This is a genomic window from Paraniabella hibiscisoli, from assembly GCF_022512515.1.
GTDB classification, from domain to species: Bacteria; Bacteroidota; Bacteroidia; order Chitinophagales; family Chitinophagaceae; genus Niabella; species Niabella hibiscisoli.
In genome coordinates this window covers 3,043,143-3,061,212 of the sequence record NZ_JAKWBK010000001.1, presented here as the reverse complement: position 1 = coordinate 3,061,212, position 18,070 = coordinate 3,043,143, and the positions used below count along the sequence as shown (strand labels likewise).

The window sequence follows — 18,070 nt, the reverse complement described above, 5'->3', positions numbered from 1 at the left end:
ACAACTTATCAATATGCATAAGCAGACCGGAAGCATTAAAAAATTTGGTTTCATTGGTTAAATTTTATTTCCTGAATATACTATTTCTGCGACACTGTTGGGGAGTATTTTAGCCAGCTCTTAAAGCTAAAGAAAACTGTTATTAATCGTTAAGCTTTGAGCTAAGTTTCTCAGCCGCTTTTATAAGACCTGTAAACTCCGCTCTATAACCATTTTCGTCAATACCTTTCGCTGTTTTAGCAATTGCCAATGCTTGCTCATAGCTCCCTTTACTTTTGTATTCAGAGTTTCTGAGCACCATACCGAATTCGGCGACCGCGGCAGCCATCCTGAAATTGTCACTGGCATTTCCCCAATCACCATTACTATCGGCAACAGGTATGGTCATTTTACGGCTTTCTTCTTCGTCAGGTTTCTTATATCGGAGCTTAACGGTGAATAAGTCATTAGAATTATTTCTTTCTATATTCCCCGTCTTTTGATATTTCAACTGATCTACCGGTTTCACAAAATCACTTTTTACGCCTATCGGAATTATTTCGTATAAAGCTGTTACGGTATGACCTGCACCTATCTCACCAGCATCTTTTTTATCATCATTAAAATCTTCCTTATTCAACATTCTGTTTTCATATCCAATCAACCTATAAGCCTGTGCTTTAGCAGGATTAAATTCCACTTGTATTTTTACATCTTTTGCAATAGTAAAAAGTGTTCCGCTCATCTCATTTACCAAAACTTTCTTCGCCTCCTGCAATCCATCAATGTAGTAATGATTACCATTCCCTTTATCTGCCAGTTGCTGCATATTACCGTCCTGGTAATTGCCGGTACCAAACCCGAGCACAGATAAAAACACGCCGCTTTCCCTCTCTTTTTCAATCAGGCGTACCAGCTCATCTTCACTGCTAACCCCCACATTAAAATCACCGTCAGTAGCTATAATAACGCGGTTATTACCATTCTTTTAAAATGCTGGCGGGCCACTTTGTAAGCCAGTAGAATCCCCTCTCCTCCTGCTGTGGAGCCTCCTGCTTCCAGGTCATCTATTGCATCTTCAATATCTCCTTTATCTGAACCACTGGTTGATGGCAATGCCAATCCGGCGCTACCCGCATAGGTAACGATAGACACATTATCATCTTCCCTTAGATTTTTAGTGAGTAGTAGTAAAGATTTTTTTAGCAAGGGCAGCTTGTCTTCATCCTGCATAGAGCCCGAAACATCTATTAAGAATACCAGGTTAGAGGGAGGTAATTCCTGCCGCTCCATTTCTTTTCCTTTAAGCGCTATGTGTACCAATTGATGTTTTTCGTTCCACGGACAGCTAGCCACTTCTGTTATTACGTTGAAGGGATCGCTTCCCGAAGGTTGCCTATAGTCATAGTCAAAATAATTGATCATTTCTTCTATACGAACGGCACCCGCCGGCGGTAGCTGACCATTATTTAGGAAGCGCCGTATATTACTGTAGGCGGCTTTATCTACGTCTACTGAAAATGTTGATAGCGGCTGATCAAGCGCTGTAGAAAAATTATTTTCTGTGATATGTGCATAACCTTCGCCACTAAAGTCTTTCGACTCCGGCACTGTAAAGTAAGCCTGTGACTCATCAGGAGCCGCCTGGTCGGCCAATGTTTCTGCCGCGACCTCAGTGGTTCTGTTTTTATAGGATTGGTTACAGGCATAGCCCAGCCATGGCAATATTGCTATTGCAAAAATAAATCGTTTCATAAATTTTTTATTAATTGGTTACTAAAGTATATGGGTTGTGGAATCTATTCTTAAATAAGTGTTGCCTTTTATAAAGCCGTTTTGGCTGACGAATTTTTTAAACTGCTCTTTATTGGGTTTCACCAGTAAACCTTTCCCGCTATCCTGCTGAACATGGGTAATATGCTCCATCATTTTCACTTCATTTGCAGTTTCAATATTGGTCAGATTAATCACATTTCCCCTGAAAGCGAGCTTGGTCACCCACCACATATTATCTTCTAGTTTATAGTTCAGGTAATAATCCTCACCCTCAGCTTTGAGCAACTGGCCTTGATCGGCCAGGTTAAAAACCGTATCAACATACCTGTAACCGGTAAACGAAGTATCAGTAATCCTGTTTACTTTGTAATGTTGATTTAGCTGATATAGTGTATCCTTATCCAATTTCTCCTGGTCCTTTAACTCACTTATAGTAACGGTATCAGTTGATAACTGAACAGTATAAATCAAGCCCGGCGTAATGAACAAACTTTTAGAATGATCATAATCAAAATAATGACCTGTGAGGTCTTGAGGAATCTCTTTTAAGATATCATTGGTAGCAGGTTGAGGTTCTTCAAAAGTGATCGTATTACAGGCAATAAGCAACCAGGGCAATAGGGCTATTGCAAAAAATAAGCGTTTCATTATGTATATTTTTAATGATTAAAAGTTGAGGTTTACCTCAGGCAGTAAGCAATATTGATGTCAACCCCGGAAGTTTACATCAGTATGCTAATGGCATATCTATTTTTTATTAGATACTTCTTAATACCGTTTTTATAAAAATAGTAATCCTTAAAATTTGTTAAGGATTGGTAAAAGATGAAGAGAGATGGAAACCTCCCTGAAGTTGGCACAGTAAAGATTGTTCAAGGGCATACAACTATACATCCTGCTGTTTAAATGCAGGTAGCGATAAAAGGTGTGTTGCCTTAAGATCTTAGTAAGACCTGCCAGGCTTCTGCTATTTTTCCGGCTGCGATAAGGTTAGCTGCATATTGGTGTATGGTCACAGGCCTGTTACCTGCATCAGCCAGTAATTGCTCCAATTGTATATCTGAAAAGCCAGGTTGTATTGGTGGCAGTATTTCCACATTAGCCAGAATGCCCAGGTCGTTTCCAGTAAGTACTGTGCTGTTTCGAATAGCTTCAGGCAATGCATCAAAGCCGATGCCTAGCTTCACATTAGGTTTTTCTACTTCAAAAAGATTGGCTTCATCAACCCTGCAATACCAGTTGCCTCCCAGGCGTGCTACATGTTTTAACCGGCGCTGATCAACCCTCTTATTATTATCCAGAATACTTTCATCTAAATGTATGCGAAGCACCTCACATATCACCAGGTTCCCGGCACCTCCTTTATCGCCGAGTGATGTCACCTCAAGTACCTTGCATTCCATTTTGGCCTTGCTTTCTTTAACCAGTGGTGGTTTGATCAGTTGGGCAGATTCCATTGTAAAGCCCGCCTTCTCAAATTCAGAAATATCCTTGCTGTATTCGCAACTTGCCAGAGAGGTTTGCTGCACCATATCGTAATCAACGATATTGATACCAACTTCGGGAACCTCCAGCACATTCTCTAAAGTATGTTTTATGGTATTATCTCTCACCCTGCGGGAAGGGCTGAAAACCACTATTGCCGGATCAGTAGAAAACAAATTAAAAAAGCTAAAGGGGCTTAGGTTCACCTGACCCGCTTTACTGATGGTGCTGGCAAAGCAAATAGGCCGCGGCGCAATAATGTGCTGCAGGTAGTGTTGCTTATCGATTGTGCTGAGTTGTTGTAAGTCTAAAATCATTATTGATAATTTCACCGCAGAGAAATGAGACAAGGAGTTTACGCTGAGCTAAAAGTTGTTAACGATCCTTAAGAATCCGTCCTTTAATAAAGGAACATTGAAATTAATAAGATACCCAAGCTTTTTATTAGTTAACTTTAAGTAGGTAATTAATTGCGCTTTAAAGACAGGCTCCATTCTTTCTACTGCTTTTATTTCAAGGACAATTTCGTTTTCAACCAGAATATCAATTACATATATTTTGCCTAAAGGCGTTTCCTTATAAGTCATCTCTACCGGTACCTGAACTCTTGTATTAATCTCTCTAAGATACAGCTCACGTACTAACGAGATGACGTAAGCCGACTCTAATAAACCTGGTCCTAACTCCCGATGCACAGTAATACAAGCATCAAGAATGACTCCACCAATTTTATTCAACGTTTCGTTTGTCATAGTCTCTGCGTTAGCCCCGCGTTCTCCTTTCTCTGCGGTTAGTCCAGTTCCTTCTTCACTGCTAATATACTCCAATCTGTTTGCTCCGCAATAATAGTGTTGCTCAATACGCCTAAGCCTTCTACTTCCATTACCACTTCATCACCCTCCTGCAGCCACTGTTCTTTATACTCCGGGTCATTCAGCTTTCCTGTTCCATTGAGCTCCAAAAAGCAGCCGGTGCCCACAGTACCGCTCCCGATAACATCGCCCGGATACACATCCACACCATAAGACGCTCTTTCGATGATTTCAGCAAAGGTCCAGTCCATATCTCCCAGGTTGCCTTCACTCACCTGCACACCGTTTACGCTACAGGTCATTTTTAAATTCCAGTTGCGGCCAACATGATTCAATTTAGGGGCTGACTCAAAATCCTTAAGTTCATCAAGGGTTACCAGCCAGGGACCGATCACGGTCGAAAAATCCTTCCCCTTTGGCAGGTCCAAGGTTTAATAGCATTTCTTCCATTTGTAATGTACGTGCACTCATATCATTCATGATCATCAGGCCGGCAATATAAGCATCTGCATCTGTAGCTTTGATATTACGTCCACGCTTGCCTATTACGGTAGCTACTTCCAATTCAAAATCCAGTTTCTGAAAATGATCGGGCATACATTTAATTGCACCCGGCCCCTGGATACTATTATGATTGGTAAAATAAAAAATGGGGTAAGCATCAAACTCGGGTATCATAGGTAGTTTGCGGTTACGACGCGCAGCTGCTACGTGCTGCCTGAAAGCATAGCCGTCCCTGCAAGAGCTGGGGCGGGGCACTGGCGCCAATAAACTCACCTTATCCAGATCAAGGCTATGAAACTGCTTACCTGAAACAATATCCTTCTCAATGTCCTTCAATCGCGAATACGACTCGTCCCAGTTATTCAGTAATGCTGACATAGTACCAGGCATCCCAATGCTGCTGGTTGGGTATACCTGTTTATCCACCAATATCCCGCATTGTTCAATACCATCATTATATAAAAAAGATACCAGTTTCATGTGTGTGTTTTTATTTGATTTTGATCACATATCATTCCGCAGAAACATTCATTCAACAGGGTATGAAAATGAATATTCTCTTTCGCCACATTTCATAAGTATTATTTTAATGAACTATTTCTGTTTTTTGCATTAGCACTTTTCTAAACTTTTGTATAACAGGAGCAATATCTTCGAGCTTACAAGTACCCACACTTAACCTAAACCAATTACCTGCTTGTTGCGCCCCAAAAGCTGAAAACGGTATCACGGCAACACCTTCATCCAGCAACTCGTTAAAAATATTTCCGGGTATATCCATTTTTACGGTTAAATAAATTGAAGACTGCGGCGCTATTACATCTACAGCAAGCCCTTCTTGTTTGAGTTCCATCAGGCCCTCATAAAAACCATCCAGACGGCGGGCAATCTTTCTTTTAAAGTGATGCAGGTATTCTTCTACAACCGGCAAATTATCAAAGAAGACGGCCAGCGCTTTTTGTTCGGCCATAGGCGCCCAGGCCCCTACATGGCTTAAAATTGTTTTCATTTTATTGATCAACCGTTCGGGTCCATATCCCCAGCCTACGCGCACGCCGGTAGCGGCAAAATTCTTACTCACTGCATCTGTAAAAATGGTGTATGCTTTCATTGCCGGACATACCGAAACCGGATCAATATGCTGTGCTGAATCTCTCACCAGCAGGTTATAAATATGATCGTATAACACATACAGTTTTTCTCATCATCCCTGCGCCGGTTATTCTCTTCAACAACCATATCACATATAGCTTTCATTTGGCCCTGCGTATAACATGTTCCTGTAGGATTTTGAGGCGAGCATAAAGCCAATAAAACAGCATCTTTTATATGCGGGCGGATATCTTCAGCGGTTAGCATAAAATTGTTCTCTACGGAAGTTTCGAGAGCACATCCCCTGGCTCCGCTTAACTGTACATAGTAATGATTATTCCAGGATGGAACCGGGTAAATCACTTTATCACCTTTGTCTACTATCGTTTGATAGGCTGCGAAAATCAATGGCCTGCCGCCAGATGCCACCAATATCTCAGCAGGTGTATAATGAAGGTTTTGGAAATGGCGTATAAAGCCAGAAAGACGTTCTCTCAAGTCCGCATTACCTTCAGGTGCCGGGTAATTCGTTTGCTTTTTTTGATAAGCTTCTATAATCGATTCTTCCAGCAACTGAGGTATTGGAAACAGGGAAGGTGAAAAATCACCAATGGTTAAATTGTAAATCTGCTCGCCTTTATTTATACGCTCCTTGATGGCACTCCCTATTGCCAGGGGCGCCGGAGCCGGCATTGTTTCTGCTAATTGTGAAAGTTTCATGAATGAAAAACGTAAATATTAAATGTCAAATTCTAAATTCCTCTCTACTAGTTAACCTATCAACTAATCAACTTACCAACTATAAATTCCCCCTCGCCTCCTGTTCTCTTTCTATTGCTTCAAACAAAGCTTTAAAATTACCCTTACCAAAGCTCTTCGCTCCTTTACGTTGTATGATCTCGAAAAACAAAGTTGGCCGGTCTTCAACGGGTTTTGTAAAAATCTGCAGGAGGTATCCTTCCTCGTCACGATCTACCAATATCCCCAATTTCTTTAATGGTAACAGGTCTTCATCAATTTCACCTACCCTATCCAGCAAGTCATCATAATAAGATGCGGGTACCTTTAAAAACTCTACACCCCGGTTCTGCAGCTCTGTAACGGTTTCAATAATATTATTGGTTGCCAGCGCGGCGTGTTGTACACCTTCTCCGTTATAAAAATCCAGGTACTCTTCGATCTGGGATTTCTTTTTCCCTCTGCGGGTTCATTAATAGGGAACTTTACAAAACCATTACCGCTACTCATTACTTTACTCATCAATGCCGAGTACTCTGTAGATATATCACTATCATCAAAAGAAATGATATTACGAAAACCCATTACTTCTTCATAAAATTTCACCCATTCATTCATTTTATTCCACCCTACATTACCCACACAATGATCCACATATAACAGACCCGTTTCTGTTGGGTTATAAGTGGATTCCCATTTTTTATAGCCTGGCAAAAAGGCGCCGGTGTAATTTTTTCTTTCGATAAAAAGATGCACGGTCTCGCCATAAGTATGGATACCACTCACAACAACTTCACCATCTCCATCTGTTAAATGAACAGGCTCCATAAAGCTATGACCGCCTCTTTGCGTCGTTTGTTTCCATGCATCTGTAGCGTCCTGCACACGTAAGGCCAGCATCTTTACGCCATCCCCGTGACGTGCCACATGCGCGCTTATTTCCGTATCGCCCTTAAGTGAGGTGGTAAAAACAAGGGTAAGCTTATTTTGACGAACAGCGTAGCTAGCCCGGTCTTTAATGCCTGTTTCAGGACCAGCATAAGCAAGCGATTGAAACCCAAACGCCGTTTTATAGAAGTGTGCTGCCTGCTTGGCATTGCCCACATAAAACTCAATATAGTCGGTGCCCTCAAGTGGCAGGAAATCAACAACATCAGCTACAGCATGCGCTGACTGTAATGCATTAGACATAACAAGTATTTAAGATCGTTAAAAAAGAAAAAGAATGAAATATCCCTTCTACGGGACAAAATAGAAGAATAGGTTAGATCTGGTGATCAGTAGCAAGCGCCTCAACCAACAACACGTAATTCACACGTTTGTCAGTAAAAATTTTATATGGATAATCTGGCCTCATTTAAAATACAAAGATAGTTATTTTACTAATGCAATTTTTTTATCTGTAATTTTAGACTGCCAATGATATCATTAGTGCTCTAAAAAGTACTTATAGCGATGCTGTACTTTAGAAACTTTATTTACTGGATTGATAAAAGAAAATGGAAATACTGTTTTCTTCTGGCTACGCTCGCGATGGCCGGGAACATGTAATAGGTACGTCACCCTATTCGACACATCATGTAAAAACTGGTGATCTTTTATTTTACATGCTACATTTTTCATTTCTAAATTATAGAACATGGCGCATTATTACACACTGGGCAACATTCCCCATAAACGTCATACACAATTCAGAAAACCTGACTGTTCATTATACAGCGAGCAGTTATTTTCTACAGAAGGGTTTAGTGATGATTATTCACTATTATATCATTGTCACCCTCCTACTCAAATCATAAGGACCGAACCCCAGGTGGATGTGAGTCCGAGGATAGCAGAAGAAAAATGCTACAGCATAGAAGCTTCGAAGGATTCAAGATTAAACCTGCAAAGGATTTTTTACAAAGCCGTGTGCCGGTTTTGGTTAACAACGACTGTCATATTGTATTGGCGGCTCCGCAACAAAGCATGCAGAACTATTATTACAAGAATACAGATGCTGATGAGCTTATTTTCATACACGAAGGCAGCGGCACTGTACATACACAATACGGCGAATTGCCTTTTAGTTTTGGCGATTACATCATTCTTCCGCGTGGCACCATTTACCAGATATCGTTTAACGATGAGCATAACCGTTTATTTATTGTAGAGTCATTTACGCCTCTGCGTTACCCCAAGCGGTATATGAGCCGGTTGGGTCAGCTGATGGAACATGCGCCTTATTGTGAACGTGATATACGTCCTCCGCAGGATCTTAAAACATTGGATGAAAAAGGCGATTTTATGATCAAAGCAAAGAAGAAAGGAATGTTATATGGACTACATTACGGAACGCATCCTTTTGATGTGGTAGGCTGGGATGGTTGTTGTTATCCGTATATCTTCTCTATCCACGACTTTGAACCCATTACCGGCCGGGTTCATCAGCCACCACCTGTACATCAAACTTTTGAAACCAATGCATTCGTGGTATGCTCTTTTGTGCCGCGCCTGTTCGATTATCATCCCCTGGCAGTTCCTGCACCGTACAATCACAGTAACATTGATAGCGATGAGGTGATCTACTATGTAGACGGAGACTTTATGAGCCGCAAGCATGTAACAAGGGGTATGATCACGCTTCACCCCGCAGGCATCCCACATGGACCACATCCCGGCGCTGTTGAAAAAGTATCGGTGCCAGGGAAACAAAAGAACTGGCAGTAATGGTTGATACTTTTCGCCCACTGATGCTTACCCAGCAAGCGCTTGATATAGAAAATGACAACTATGTTATGAGTTGGGCAGAATAATTAATCCCTTCATAACGGTCGTTGTGCTAAGGGAAAACTGAACATTCCGCTACCTAATTTTGAATCGTCAGCTTTGCTACAAGTAGCATGGGAGCTATCTGTTCCCTTAGTGTTAATAGATATGGCCTGTATTTCTATTCTTGAAAGCGCGCACTTAATTACTGTTGCATATTTAGCGCACATCCTGATTGGCGCTTCAGTTGGCTAAAAGCATTTTATACTTCCGGCCAGGAGGAAAAATGTTCGCTTAATAGCATTGATCTGGTATAAAAATAAGACCACAGACCGATTCAATATATTAAAAACCAATACAATGCAAAAATTTATATTTTTCTTCTTTTTCTTTAAGATTTTCTACCCCCAAGGCTCTATTTGTAACATAAATTGTAGAAAACAACTCATTGTCGTAGTACTCGTACAGGTCCACTCCATTTATTAACCCTAAACGTTTATTTGCCATGCTTCCAAAAGTCAAAACTTTCCGTGCTTTCATTATCCTGATGACCCTTACATTAATAACAGGTTGTCGTAAATATAGCCTTACAGATGGAACGCCTCTTACAACACCCAGATCGGTAATTTCGCAATCGCTGTCACCCATTGCTGATGCCTATGTTCAGGACGGCGCTTATGCGTTCTCCAATTATGGCACCGCTCAATGGCTTATTGCAAAAAGGACAGCCCTGGATACCAAAGAGAATCGTATTTAAAATTCGATTTAAGCGGTTTACCCGCTAGTGCTTTTAATATGGGATCTGCCACATTAAGGCTTACTGGTGGAGTTACCGGACCAGATACGGCAAATGCCAAATGGGTATACTACGCAACAGCAAGTAAGCAGTGGACCGAAAATGGCATTACCTGGAATAATGCGCCAAGGGATGGACAGCAAATCGGCGAAGTACCTGGCACCATAAAAACTACGGGCAGCACGGTTGATTTCAATATTCCACAATCAGTAATGCAGGCCGCCTGGCAATCCGATAAAATTCTTTCTATCCGTATTATAATGCAGCCCCGTAATTCCAGTGTACCAGGAAGTTTCTATTCGGATTTTGCATCAAAAGAAGCTACCAATACCACCTATAAACCTCAGTTACTCTTCAACTATGCAGAACTGGAGGCCCCTGGTTATGTACCCAATATAGTTATGGACGAAATTACTTACGACTCTATTTTGCTTGATTTGATCGCATCGGGAAGTGCACGCTATCTCATCAGTACACAGGTAACCACAAAAGCCAATCAGGCACTTACTGCAACCCCGCGCCCGCCGCCGATGTAACCAGCCTTACCAATAGAAATAATGCCATACAAGACGGCGGTCGCGTATTCGCTTTAGCATTGCAATGGTTTCTGAATCAACAGGACACTGCAGGTTATAATTATGTGAACAAAGCAAAGCAATACCTACTTAGCTGGGCTGCAGTTAATAACCCTACCAGCCATACCCCCAATGAAACAGCTATGCTGGATTTTTTAAAGGCTATTCTATTATCAGGCAGCAAATTGACGCATATAGCAGAAGTTTCATCGATGCCTGGCTTACAAACAGGTTTAACTACTTTAAGACGCTTTCCGTTCGAACCAATAACTGGGAGACAATAAAAAACCTGTTTTTTGTTGACATTGCCTATATATTAGGAAACCAGGAAATGACTAATTATGCAAGGAATGCATTCTTACAACACCACAATATAAATTACCGGGCGGATGGAGCCAGTTTAGATTTTTGGGACGAGATGCTTTTGCTTATCATGCTTATGACATGAATTTCACAGCTCCTTTGATACGAACCATGTACATTTATGAAGGTAGAAACAAGGCTGACAGTTTAGTATATCATCGTTCGAACAACTGGACAGGTAACGGAACCTTAGGCGGATCACTGATGGATGCGTTACTATTTATGAAACCTTATATGGTTGATCCGCAGAATAATGTTCACCTTGAATTCGTCAATACCGAATGGGAACCTGACAGGGACCGTAGTGATTACGGCCAGCCTCTTAGTCCCTCCAGTGTAGCATATGCTTTGCATGAGGTATTAGCAGTAGCCCGTAACCAGGTAGAAGATATTTTTGCGATAATGTATCAAAACAACACCCGCCATAGCCGTGGCCTTGCTTATTATCTTAATTCTTTCAGCAGAAATCCTGTAAATCCATACCCGGCAAAGATCACTCTTTATGGAAATACCAGTTACAGCGGGTGGTATAAAGAATTAGGTATCGGGCAATATACGCTTGCTTCTTTGCAGGCTATGGGCGTTATAAACGATCAGGCATCCAGCGTCGCTGTTCCACCTGGTCTTAAAGTAACACTTTACCAACATGACAATTACCTGGGAAATGCTGTAGTACTCACTAGCAATACCATAAATCTTTCTACACTTTCCTTTAATGAAATAACTTCCTCTTTAAAAGTAGAAGCAATTAATTGAGATGTAAAACTGGCCAGTTCAATTATGGCGCGTAGTTCTACGTGCCATAATTATAAAGTCTGCTACTTCCCCCTGTTTCTTAAAAAAACCTGATGATATCTATGCATGAGGCATAATTGAAATTCGCTTTAAAGTTTTCAGACCATCATTAATAAGGGTAGAAAAAGCTGGACTGACAACCTGAAGATGCTCTAAATATACTACTATTTCGTTTTGAAGTTCGGAGTCGTAATGGCGATCCTTCAGGATTTCTAAGATCTCCAGGGCGCAAAGCCAATCATCAGCATGAAAAGTTTGTATTTGTTTCCATATCTCTCCTACTGAGCTGACAGGTAAATTACCTTCTCTTATATCACGAACTGACTGATATAAATGATGCAAGGCCAATTTTTCGGGGCTATAAGAAGAAACCGGCATTTCCTTTGGCAAAAGAGGCACCTGTTCGAATGCTTCCTTATCAGCAGCGCCTGAAAATACAGAAACAATTTTCTCTCCTACGGCCATGTCATATTTCCCCCATGAGGGCTCAAATAATACCTGCCCGGTAGTGGTATCGAGCACTTCGCAATGGGTAAAACAAATCAATATGATCTTGTCATTGCTCTGTATAATGTTTTCTACTCTTCCTTTTACATCCAAACCGCTTGTAAAATGTAATACAGCTTGCTTTCCCTCCTCGATACCCAGGTTTGCCAGGTCGCTAATAGCACATTCTTCTATCGGCAGGTCAATATCTTTCAATTTCCCAACAGGCGAGCCAAAACCAGCTTTATGATAGGTTTTATTATGCCCGGCCAGTTCCTTGTTATTAACTGCCAACGCTGTAGCACCTTTTGTTTGTATATAAGACAGTATTTCCTCCTTCCTATTTCCTACAAATATGCCAGATACCTGCAACCCCGAACTATAAACAACAGTACTGGGCAGCCCGCATTCGATAGCCTTTCTTAGGCCAAAAACCCCGCCTCTCCTATACGAAAGCGAATCAGCAAACTTATCGAGTACCCTGATAAGGTTCTCAAAATCGGGAGTAATAAATAGTTGCGGCTGAGGCTGCGTTATATCATAAGGATAGTTAACTGCATCCAGCGTATACATAATCTTTTTTACATCCGGCTTCATACAACTAACGCTCTCACTTATCGAAGAAAGAAGTCCTGCACCATATATTTTATAATGATCCAGGTTACCAATTAAACCATATTCCACAGTCCACCAATGCAGACGCGCTAATAAAGCCATTTCCGAAGGCTCACCCATATTAGCCTGTATATGTGTCAACTCTTCTTCAGCCTGCCGGATCCGCTCTTCGCCTGTTCCTGCCAACTCTTTCAACACGGCCAGTTTACGAATGGCTTCAAACAGCTCATGGTCTTTTTTGAGCTCATGGCTTTAGTACCTACTTCCCCGGTAAACTGTAAATACCGGGCATATTCAGGCTCACCAATAATAGGTGCGTGCCCAGCCGACTCGTGAATAATATCGGGGGCAGGCGTATACTCGATATGCTCTATTTGCCGTATATCTGCTGCAATAATTAATACCCGATACGCCTGAAACTCCATAAAAGCCTGCGAAGGAATAAAACCATTTACGGTTACAGCGCCCCAGCCTATCTGCTTCAAATGATCGTTCATTGTTTGCAGATCCGGGATATGTTCAATAGTTAGCCCTGCTTTCTTTAAACCGGGTATATAGGGATAGTAAGCTACATCTTTTAGATAATTATAGTTCTGCCGCATTACATAACGCCACACCGCATGGTCTACCGGTGTATAATGCTGGTAATGTTGCGGCACAATATATTGCCGTAAATGGTGGGGTAACCGGTCTATTATATACGTTATTATAATTGTTCATACAGCACAGGAAAGTGCAATATTAAACAAAAACTAACAACTGTAAGTTTTGTTAATTAGATGATTGCTGACTGGTTGGCTAGCAAACCATACTTTCCCCCATCGCCATTATCTATTCGCCCGCCATCTTCAGCACCAGCTCCCACTCTTCTGGCTTTACCGACTGAGTAGATAGTCTGCCCAGGCGAACCAGATCCATATCAGCTAACGCCGGTTCAGCTTTTATTTGAGCAAGGGTTACCGGGTTCTTTAATTTTTTATGAGGGGCTACTTCTACAGCCACCCAGCGATCGTCATCGGTTGTTGGATCCTGGAATGCTTCTTTTACGATCTTAGCGATACCCACGATCTCTACGCCTTCATTGCTATGGTAAAAAAAGCGAGGTCGCCTTTTTCATTGCCCTCAGATTTATTCTTGCCGAATAGTTGCGAACACCATCCCATACTGTTTTTTTGTCTTTTACCAACTGGTCCCAGCTATATTTAAACGGTTCTGATTTGATCAACCAATAAGCCATGATAAAATAATAAATATTGAATGAAAAATATTAAATGATAAATTTATGCTCATAAAAGTAGAAATCATTTGCAACAATTAAGCATTTGGGAAGCAGAAACATTTTATGCCCCACAGGATATTGTAATTGTAGGTGCAGGCTTTAGTGGCTTGTGGGCAGCACTGCATCTTAAACAAAAATATCCCTCTAAAAAAATTACCGTTATAGAACGTGGCGCTACGCCAGCCGGCGCATCAGCACGTAACGCTGGTTTTGCATGCTTTGGCAGTCTTACAGAAATACTATCCGATATAGAAACCATGGGTATTGACAAGGCTTTGCAGCTGATCAATTGGCGCTTTGAAGGGTTGAAGATCATCCGTCAGCATTTTAACGATATTGATTTTGATTATCACAATACAGGCGGGTATGAATTATTAACAAACGATGCTCCGCTTGAACAGCTCAGCCATATTAATGGCTTTCTGTACAACATCACCAACGCTACCGAAACCTTTGTTCCAAAACATAGCTGCATCAATGATTTTGGTTTTGCCAACGTTAACCATGTTCTGGAAAATCGTTTCGAAGGAGCGCTTCATCCAGGCAAACTTCTTACAGCTTTACTGCAAAAAGTAATTTCTATGGATGTGCAGGTGATGTTTGGTACAGAGTTGAAGAGCTTTGTAGAAAGCAGCCGCAATATTACTCTGCAAATAAGCGACAAAAGAATATTATTGGCAGAGCAACTCGTATTTTGTACCAATGCCTTCAGCAAATCCCTGTTGCCCGAAATAGCAGTGGTGCCTGCGCGTGGACAGGTACTGTTGACAGAGCCCATTCCCGGCTTACAACTAAATGGTGTATTCCATTATGATGAAGGCTTTTACTATTTTAGAAACCTGGATAACCGGATCTTACTGGGGGCGCCCGTAACACATCTATTGAAACAGAATACACGCTGGATGCTTTTACCACTTTGCCCATTCAACAGGCACTCGAAGATTTTTAAGCAAAATGGTGCTGCCTGGCCAGCAGCCGGTTATTCAACAACGCTGGGCGGGTATTATGGCGATGGGCCCCGACAAATCGCCGGTTTTAAAGCAGCTAACAGACAGAACTTTTTGCAGTGTAAGATTAAGCGGCATGGGCGTGGCATTAGCTCCTATGATGGGGAAAATGCTGGCAGAAATGATATAACCTGTTATCAGAGTAACTCCGAATTGCCAACCGGCGATCTAATAAGATTGTTTTTTAAAATAAACTTTTATATGAGCTTACAACTACCTGTAGTAATAATTATTATCGTTTGTATAGCGGCCTGCAATGATGCACCCAAAGACAAACCTGCCCTGGTTGAAACCCCTCTGTATGAAAAATTGGATAGCACTCAATGGCTATTGGGCAGTTGGTTCAATAGTTCTAAAGAGGGCGATGCGACAGAAACATGGGAAAAAGTGGATGATTCTACTTTAAGTGCAGAAAGTTTTGTAGTAGCCGGAAAAGACACCGTTTTTTATGAACAAGTAAAACTGGAACAAAGAAATAACAGCCTATATTATGTGGCTAAAACAAGGGGACAGAATGATAACGAAGCCGTAAGCTTTAAGTTAGTGTCTGAAAATGCAGAAGCACTTGTTTTCGAAAACCCACAGCACGACTTTCCTACTAAGATAACTTATACAAAAATCGGAAGCGACTCTTTATTTGCTGAAATATCAGGTCAGGCCAAAGGCCAGGAAAAAAGGTGGGGTTTCCGTTTAAGAAGGCAAACACAGTTCAATAACAGCTGCTGATGCGATAAAAAAGGGCTGCAGGAATTGAATTCAATTGCGGCAGCCCTTACCAAAAAGATCAAGTAATTATACAATTGTTCTTACTCCTTCTGCAATTACAGAAGAGAAAACACCCGGTTTATAACCAATCTTGTTATTGTAGTATTCTGTTAATTGCCCGCTGAATTCATCAAAGCTGTCTTTTTTAACCAGTGCGATAGCACAACCTCCAAAGCCGGCTCCGGTCATACGAGCTCCTATACAATCATCAAAAGTTTTGCAAAAATCCACGATAGTATCCAGTTCTATACCCGATACTTCGTACAAGCTTTGCAGGGAAGCGTGAGATGCATACATCAGTTCACCAAAACGCTGAATGTCTCCTGATACCAGAGCAGTCCTGGCCTCTTTTACCCGTTGGTCTTCAGAAATTACATGAAGCGCACGATCTTCTACCACTTTATCATTAATCAGCGAGCGATGTTTGGTAAAGTCTTCAATAGTTACTTCACATAAATGATTGACAGGTATTGCCTGCTGCAACTGTTTCAGAGCGGTTCGGCACTCATTAAACCGCTCGTTGTATTTTGACTCCACCAGCTTCCTCGGCTTATTGGTATTAACAATGGCTAATACATAATCACCGATCTCAAAAGGCAGGTACTCATAATCGAGTGTATCACAATTGAGCAGCACCGCATTCGCATCTTTACCCATGGCTACTGCAAACTGGTCCATGATGCCGCTGTTCAGCCCCATAAAATCGTTCTCTACCCGCTTACCAAGCAAAGCCAGCTCTACCTTACTCATACCTCCGCTAAACATTTCATTTAATGCATGAGCTGTTAACACTTCAATAGATGCAGAAGATGAAAGTCCTGAACCAATAGGCAGATTACCACTAAAAAGAAAATCCAATCCATTCAACTCAATGCCCGCCTGGGTAAACTCATGTATCACTCCTACGGGATAATTAAACCACTCGTGACCTGTTTTGCTGTAGCTGCTTTGTTGGGCTACATCTGTTGTTTCGGGAAAATCAACTGCGCGGAACCTGAAAATATTATCATCATTTTTTGCCACCAGCAAAGTGGTGCCCATCGTAATAGCGCAGGGCATTACCATGCCACCATTATAGTCAATATGTTCTCCAATAAGGTTCACGCGGCCGGGGCAAAAGAAAATATGTTGAGCGGGTTTGTTAAAATTCTTTTCAAATTCAAGTTTCAGGTTATCGATAGTCATGTCAATTCTATATTTTTATGTAAAATAAATGTATGGTTGAAATATCAGAACAACAGCATGGCAAACATCCAAATGGGAAAGACATATTTGTTTATTCTTTAAAAAATGAAGCGGGAACCATTGTACAAATAACGAACTATGGCGCCATCATCATGGCGATAAAAATAAAGAAATCCGACAACACTTACAATGATATTGTTTTAGGCTTTGACGATCCGGCCCAATACTGGAGCGAAGCGTACCTGGTAAACTATCCTTATTTTGGTGCTATTATCGGCCGCTACGGAAATCGTATAGATAAAGCTGCTATCACCATTGATGGGACCGATTACAATCTCAATAGCACCAGTCCGGGCTTCCAGTTACATGGTGGTGTGGAAGGATTTGATAAAAAGGTATGGGAAAGGATACCCTCACTGGCCAATGAGCTCGTGCTTCAATATATAAGTGCTGACGGAGAAGAAGGGTTCCCCGGAGAATTAACAACGCAAATACTATTCAGGCTGAATGAGCAGAATGAATTAAGTTATGAACTGAAAGCGACTACTACCAAACCAACAGCGGTTAATATTACCCATCACAGCTATTTCAATTTAAATAATGGCGAGGGAGATATTCAAAGTCACTATCTAAAAATTAATGCCAGTAATTACCTGGAACAGGATGCCAACTATTGTACTACGGGAAAGACATTAACTGTTGCCGGTACCAGGAATGATTTCAGAAGTTTTACGCAGACCGGAAAAATAGAAAATCCGGAAAATGGTATTGACATCAGCTTTCCGCTGGATAACCCTTCATTAGAAAATATAGCTGCCGAGGCGTACTCAGATGATCAGGATATTAAGCTACAGGTATTTACTACAGAACCGTTAGTTCACCTTTACAACGCCGTAGGAGCGCCTGTAATAACGGGTAAAAATGGAACGCAGTACCAACCCTTCTCGGGCTTTTGTTATGAAACGCAGAAGCATCCCAATGCTATCAGAATTACAGGTTTTCCTGACACTGTTTTAAGGCCCGGAGAGCAATACTATACTAAGACTGTGTATAAAATTGCAAGTAAATAA

General features: G+C 41.4%; 22 protein-coding genes and 1 pseudogene. 8 read left to right on the top strand and 15 right to left on the bottom strand.

Annotated features, from left to right (window positions below):
• Positions 1-142 precede the first annotated feature (142 nt).
• The 10 genes and pseudogenes from MKP07_RS19130 to MKP07_RS19095 all read right to left on the bottom strand — a co-directional run bounded on the left by MKP07_RS19130 (position 143) and on the right by MKP07_RS19095 (position 7,577).
• A complete protein-coding gene (locus MKP07_RS19130) occupies positions 143-919 on the bottom strand; it encodes a YfbK domain-containing protein (RefSeq protein ID WP_240848597.1) in 777 nt (258 codons plus the stop codon).
• 20 nt (positions 920-939) lie between these two features.
• Positions 940-1,734, bottom strand: coding sequence for a VWA domain-containing protein (locus MKP07_RS19125; RefSeq protein ID WP_240848596.1), 795 nt, complete (start codon positions 1,732-1,734; stop codon positions 940-942).
• Between the two features lie 21 nt (positions 1,735-1,755).
• Positions 1,756-2,403 (bottom strand): hypothetical protein, encoded by a 648-nt coding sequence (locus tag MKP07_RS19120; RefSeq protein WP_240848595.1) that lies wholly within the window; start codon positions 2,401-2,403, stop codon positions 1,756-1,758.
• A gap of 287 nt (positions 2,404-2,690) precedes the next feature.
• A complete protein-coding gene (locus MKP07_RS19115) occupies positions 2,691-3,557 on the bottom strand; it encodes a flavin reductase family protein (RefSeq protein WP_240848594.1) in 867 nt (288 codons plus the stop codon).
• Between the two features lie 48 nt (positions 3,558-3,605).
• Positions 3,606-4,067: a GxxExxY protein gene (locus tag MKP07_RS19110; RefSeq protein ID WP_240848593.1), complete on the bottom strand. Its 462-nt coding sequence runs from the start codon at positions 4,065-4,067 to the stop codon at positions 3,606-3,608.
• Positions 4,031-4,934: pseudogene (locus MKP07_RS42750) on the bottom strand (fumarylacetoacetate hydrolase family protein). Before MKP07_RS42750 ends, MKP07_RS19110 begins: the two are co-directional and overlap by 37 nt.
• A 208-nt stretch (positions 4,935-5,142) precedes the next feature.
• Positions 5,143-5,745: an aminotransferase class I/II-fold pyridoxal phosphate-dependent enzyme gene (locus MKP07_RS39000; RefSeq protein WP_317235858.1), complete on the bottom strand. Its 603-nt coding sequence runs from the start codon at positions 5,743-5,745 to the stop codon at positions 5,143-5,145.
• The gene (locus MKP07_RS38995) at positions 5,712-6,368 is read right to left on the bottom strand and encodes a pyridoxal phosphate-dependent aminotransferase (RefSeq protein ID WP_262919374.1); all 657 of its coding nucleotides are present in this window, start codon (positions 6,366-6,368) and stop codon (positions 5,712-5,714) included. Before MKP07_RS38995 ends, MKP07_RS39000 begins: the two co-directional genes overlap by 34 nt.
• 79 nt (positions 6,369-6,447) lie before the next feature.
• Positions 6,448-6,687 (bottom strand): 4-hydroxyphenylpyruvate dioxygenase family protein, encoded by a 240-nt coding sequence (locus tag MKP07_RS38990; protein WP_394803582.1) that lies wholly within the window; start codon positions 6,685-6,687, stop codon positions 6,448-6,450.
• Positions 6,688-6,722: 35 nt separating this feature from the next.
• Entirely contained in the window at positions 6,723-7,577 is an 855-nt protein-coding gene (locus MKP07_RS19095; protein WP_262919373.1) for a VOC family protein, read from the bottom strand.
• 654 nt (positions 7,578-8,231) lie between these two features.
• Between MKP07_RS19095 and MKP07_RS19090 the strand changes: the two genes are divergently transcribed.
• From MKP07_RS19090 to MKP07_RS19070, 6 genes are all read left to right on the top strand, one after another.
• Complete coding sequence (locus tag MKP07_RS19090; protein WP_240848592.1) at positions 8,232-9,095, top strand: homogentisate 1,2-dioxygenase; 864 nt, start codon at positions 8,232-8,234, stop codon at positions 9,093-9,095.
• Positions 9,096-9,639: 544 nt separating this feature from the next.
• Positions 9,640-9,891, top strand: coding sequence for a hypothetical protein (locus MKP07_RS19085; RefSeq protein WP_240848591.1), 252 nt, complete (start codon positions 9,640-9,642; stop codon positions 9,889-9,891).
• The gene (locus MKP07_RS19080; RefSeq protein WP_240848590.1) at positions 9,840-10,466 is read left to right on the top strand and encodes a CBM96 family carbohydrate-binding protein; all 627 of its coding nucleotides are present in this window, start codon (positions 9,840-9,842) and stop codon (positions 10,464-10,466) included. Before MKP07_RS19085 ends, MKP07_RS19080 begins: the two co-directional genes overlap by 52 nt.
• 59 nt (positions 10,467-10,525) lie before the next feature.
• Positions 10,526-10,789 (top strand): hypothetical protein, encoded by a 264-nt coding sequence (locus MKP07_RS19075; RefSeq protein ID WP_240848589.1) that lies wholly within the window; start codon positions 10,526-10,528, stop codon positions 10,787-10,789.
• Positions 10,675-10,953, top strand: a complete 279-nt coding sequence (locus MKP07_RS42745; RefSeq protein ID WP_394803676.1) for an alginate lyase family protein — start codon at positions 10,675-10,677, stop codon at positions 10,951-10,953. The genes MKP07_RS19075 and MKP07_RS42745 overlap by 115 nt, the downstream gene beginning before the upstream one ends.
• Positions 10,914-11,624, top strand: a complete 711-nt coding sequence (locus tag MKP07_RS19070) for a hypothetical protein (RefSeq protein ID WP_240848588.1) — start codon at positions 10,914-10,916, stop codon at positions 11,622-11,624. The genes MKP07_RS42745 and MKP07_RS19070 overlap by 40 nt, the downstream gene beginning before the upstream one ends.
• 99 nt (positions 11,625-11,723) lie before the next feature.
• Here MKP07_RS19070 and MKP07_RS19065 read toward each other — a convergent pair whose 3' ends face one another.
• From MKP07_RS19065 to MKP07_RS38975, 4 genes are all read right to left on the bottom strand, one after another.
• Entirely contained in the window at positions 11,724-12,959 is a 1,236-nt protein-coding gene (locus MKP07_RS19065; protein WP_262919370.1) for an aromatic amino acid hydroxylase, read from the bottom strand.
• Complete coding sequence (locus tag MKP07_RS38985) at positions 12,956-13,423, bottom strand: hypothetical protein (RefSeq protein ID WP_317235857.1); 468 nt, start codon at positions 13,421-13,423, stop codon at positions 12,956-12,958. The genes MKP07_RS19065 and MKP07_RS38985 overlap by 4 nt, the downstream gene beginning before the upstream one ends.
• Positions 13,424-13,595: 172 nt before the next feature.
• Positions 13,596-13,829: an EVE domain-containing protein gene (locus MKP07_RS38980; RefSeq protein WP_317235856.1), complete on the bottom strand. Its 234-nt coding sequence runs from the start codon at positions 13,827-13,829 to the stop codon at positions 13,596-13,598.
• Positions 13,830-13,848: 19 nt separating this feature from the next.
• Positions 13,849-14,001: an EVE domain-containing protein gene (locus MKP07_RS38975; protein WP_262919369.1), complete on the bottom strand. Its 153-nt coding sequence runs from the start codon at positions 13,999-14,001 to the stop codon at positions 13,849-13,851.
• 68 nt (positions 14,002-14,069) lie between these two features.
• Between MKP07_RS38975 and MKP07_RS43835 the strand changes: the two genes are divergently transcribed.
• A complete protein-coding gene (locus tag MKP07_RS43835) occupies positions 14,070-15,776 on the top strand; it encodes an FAD-dependent oxidoreductase (RefSeq protein WP_240848587.1) in 1,707 nt (568 codons plus the stop codon).
• Between the two features lie 66 nt (positions 15,777-15,842).
• On the opposite strand, the gene MKP07_RS19050 is transcribed toward MKP07_RS43835, so the two are convergent.
• Positions 15,843-17,000, bottom strand: coding sequence for a galactokinase (locus MKP07_RS19050; protein WP_240848586.1), 1,158 nt, complete (start codon positions 16,998-17,000; stop codon positions 15,843-15,845).
• A 32-nt stretch (positions 17,001-17,032) separates the two neighbouring features.
• On the opposite strand from MKP07_RS19050, the gene MKP07_RS19045 reads away from it, so the two are divergent.
• Entirely contained in the window at positions 17,033-18,070 is a 1,038-nt protein-coding gene (locus MKP07_RS19045) for an aldose epimerase family protein (RefSeq protein ID WP_240848585.1), read from the top strand.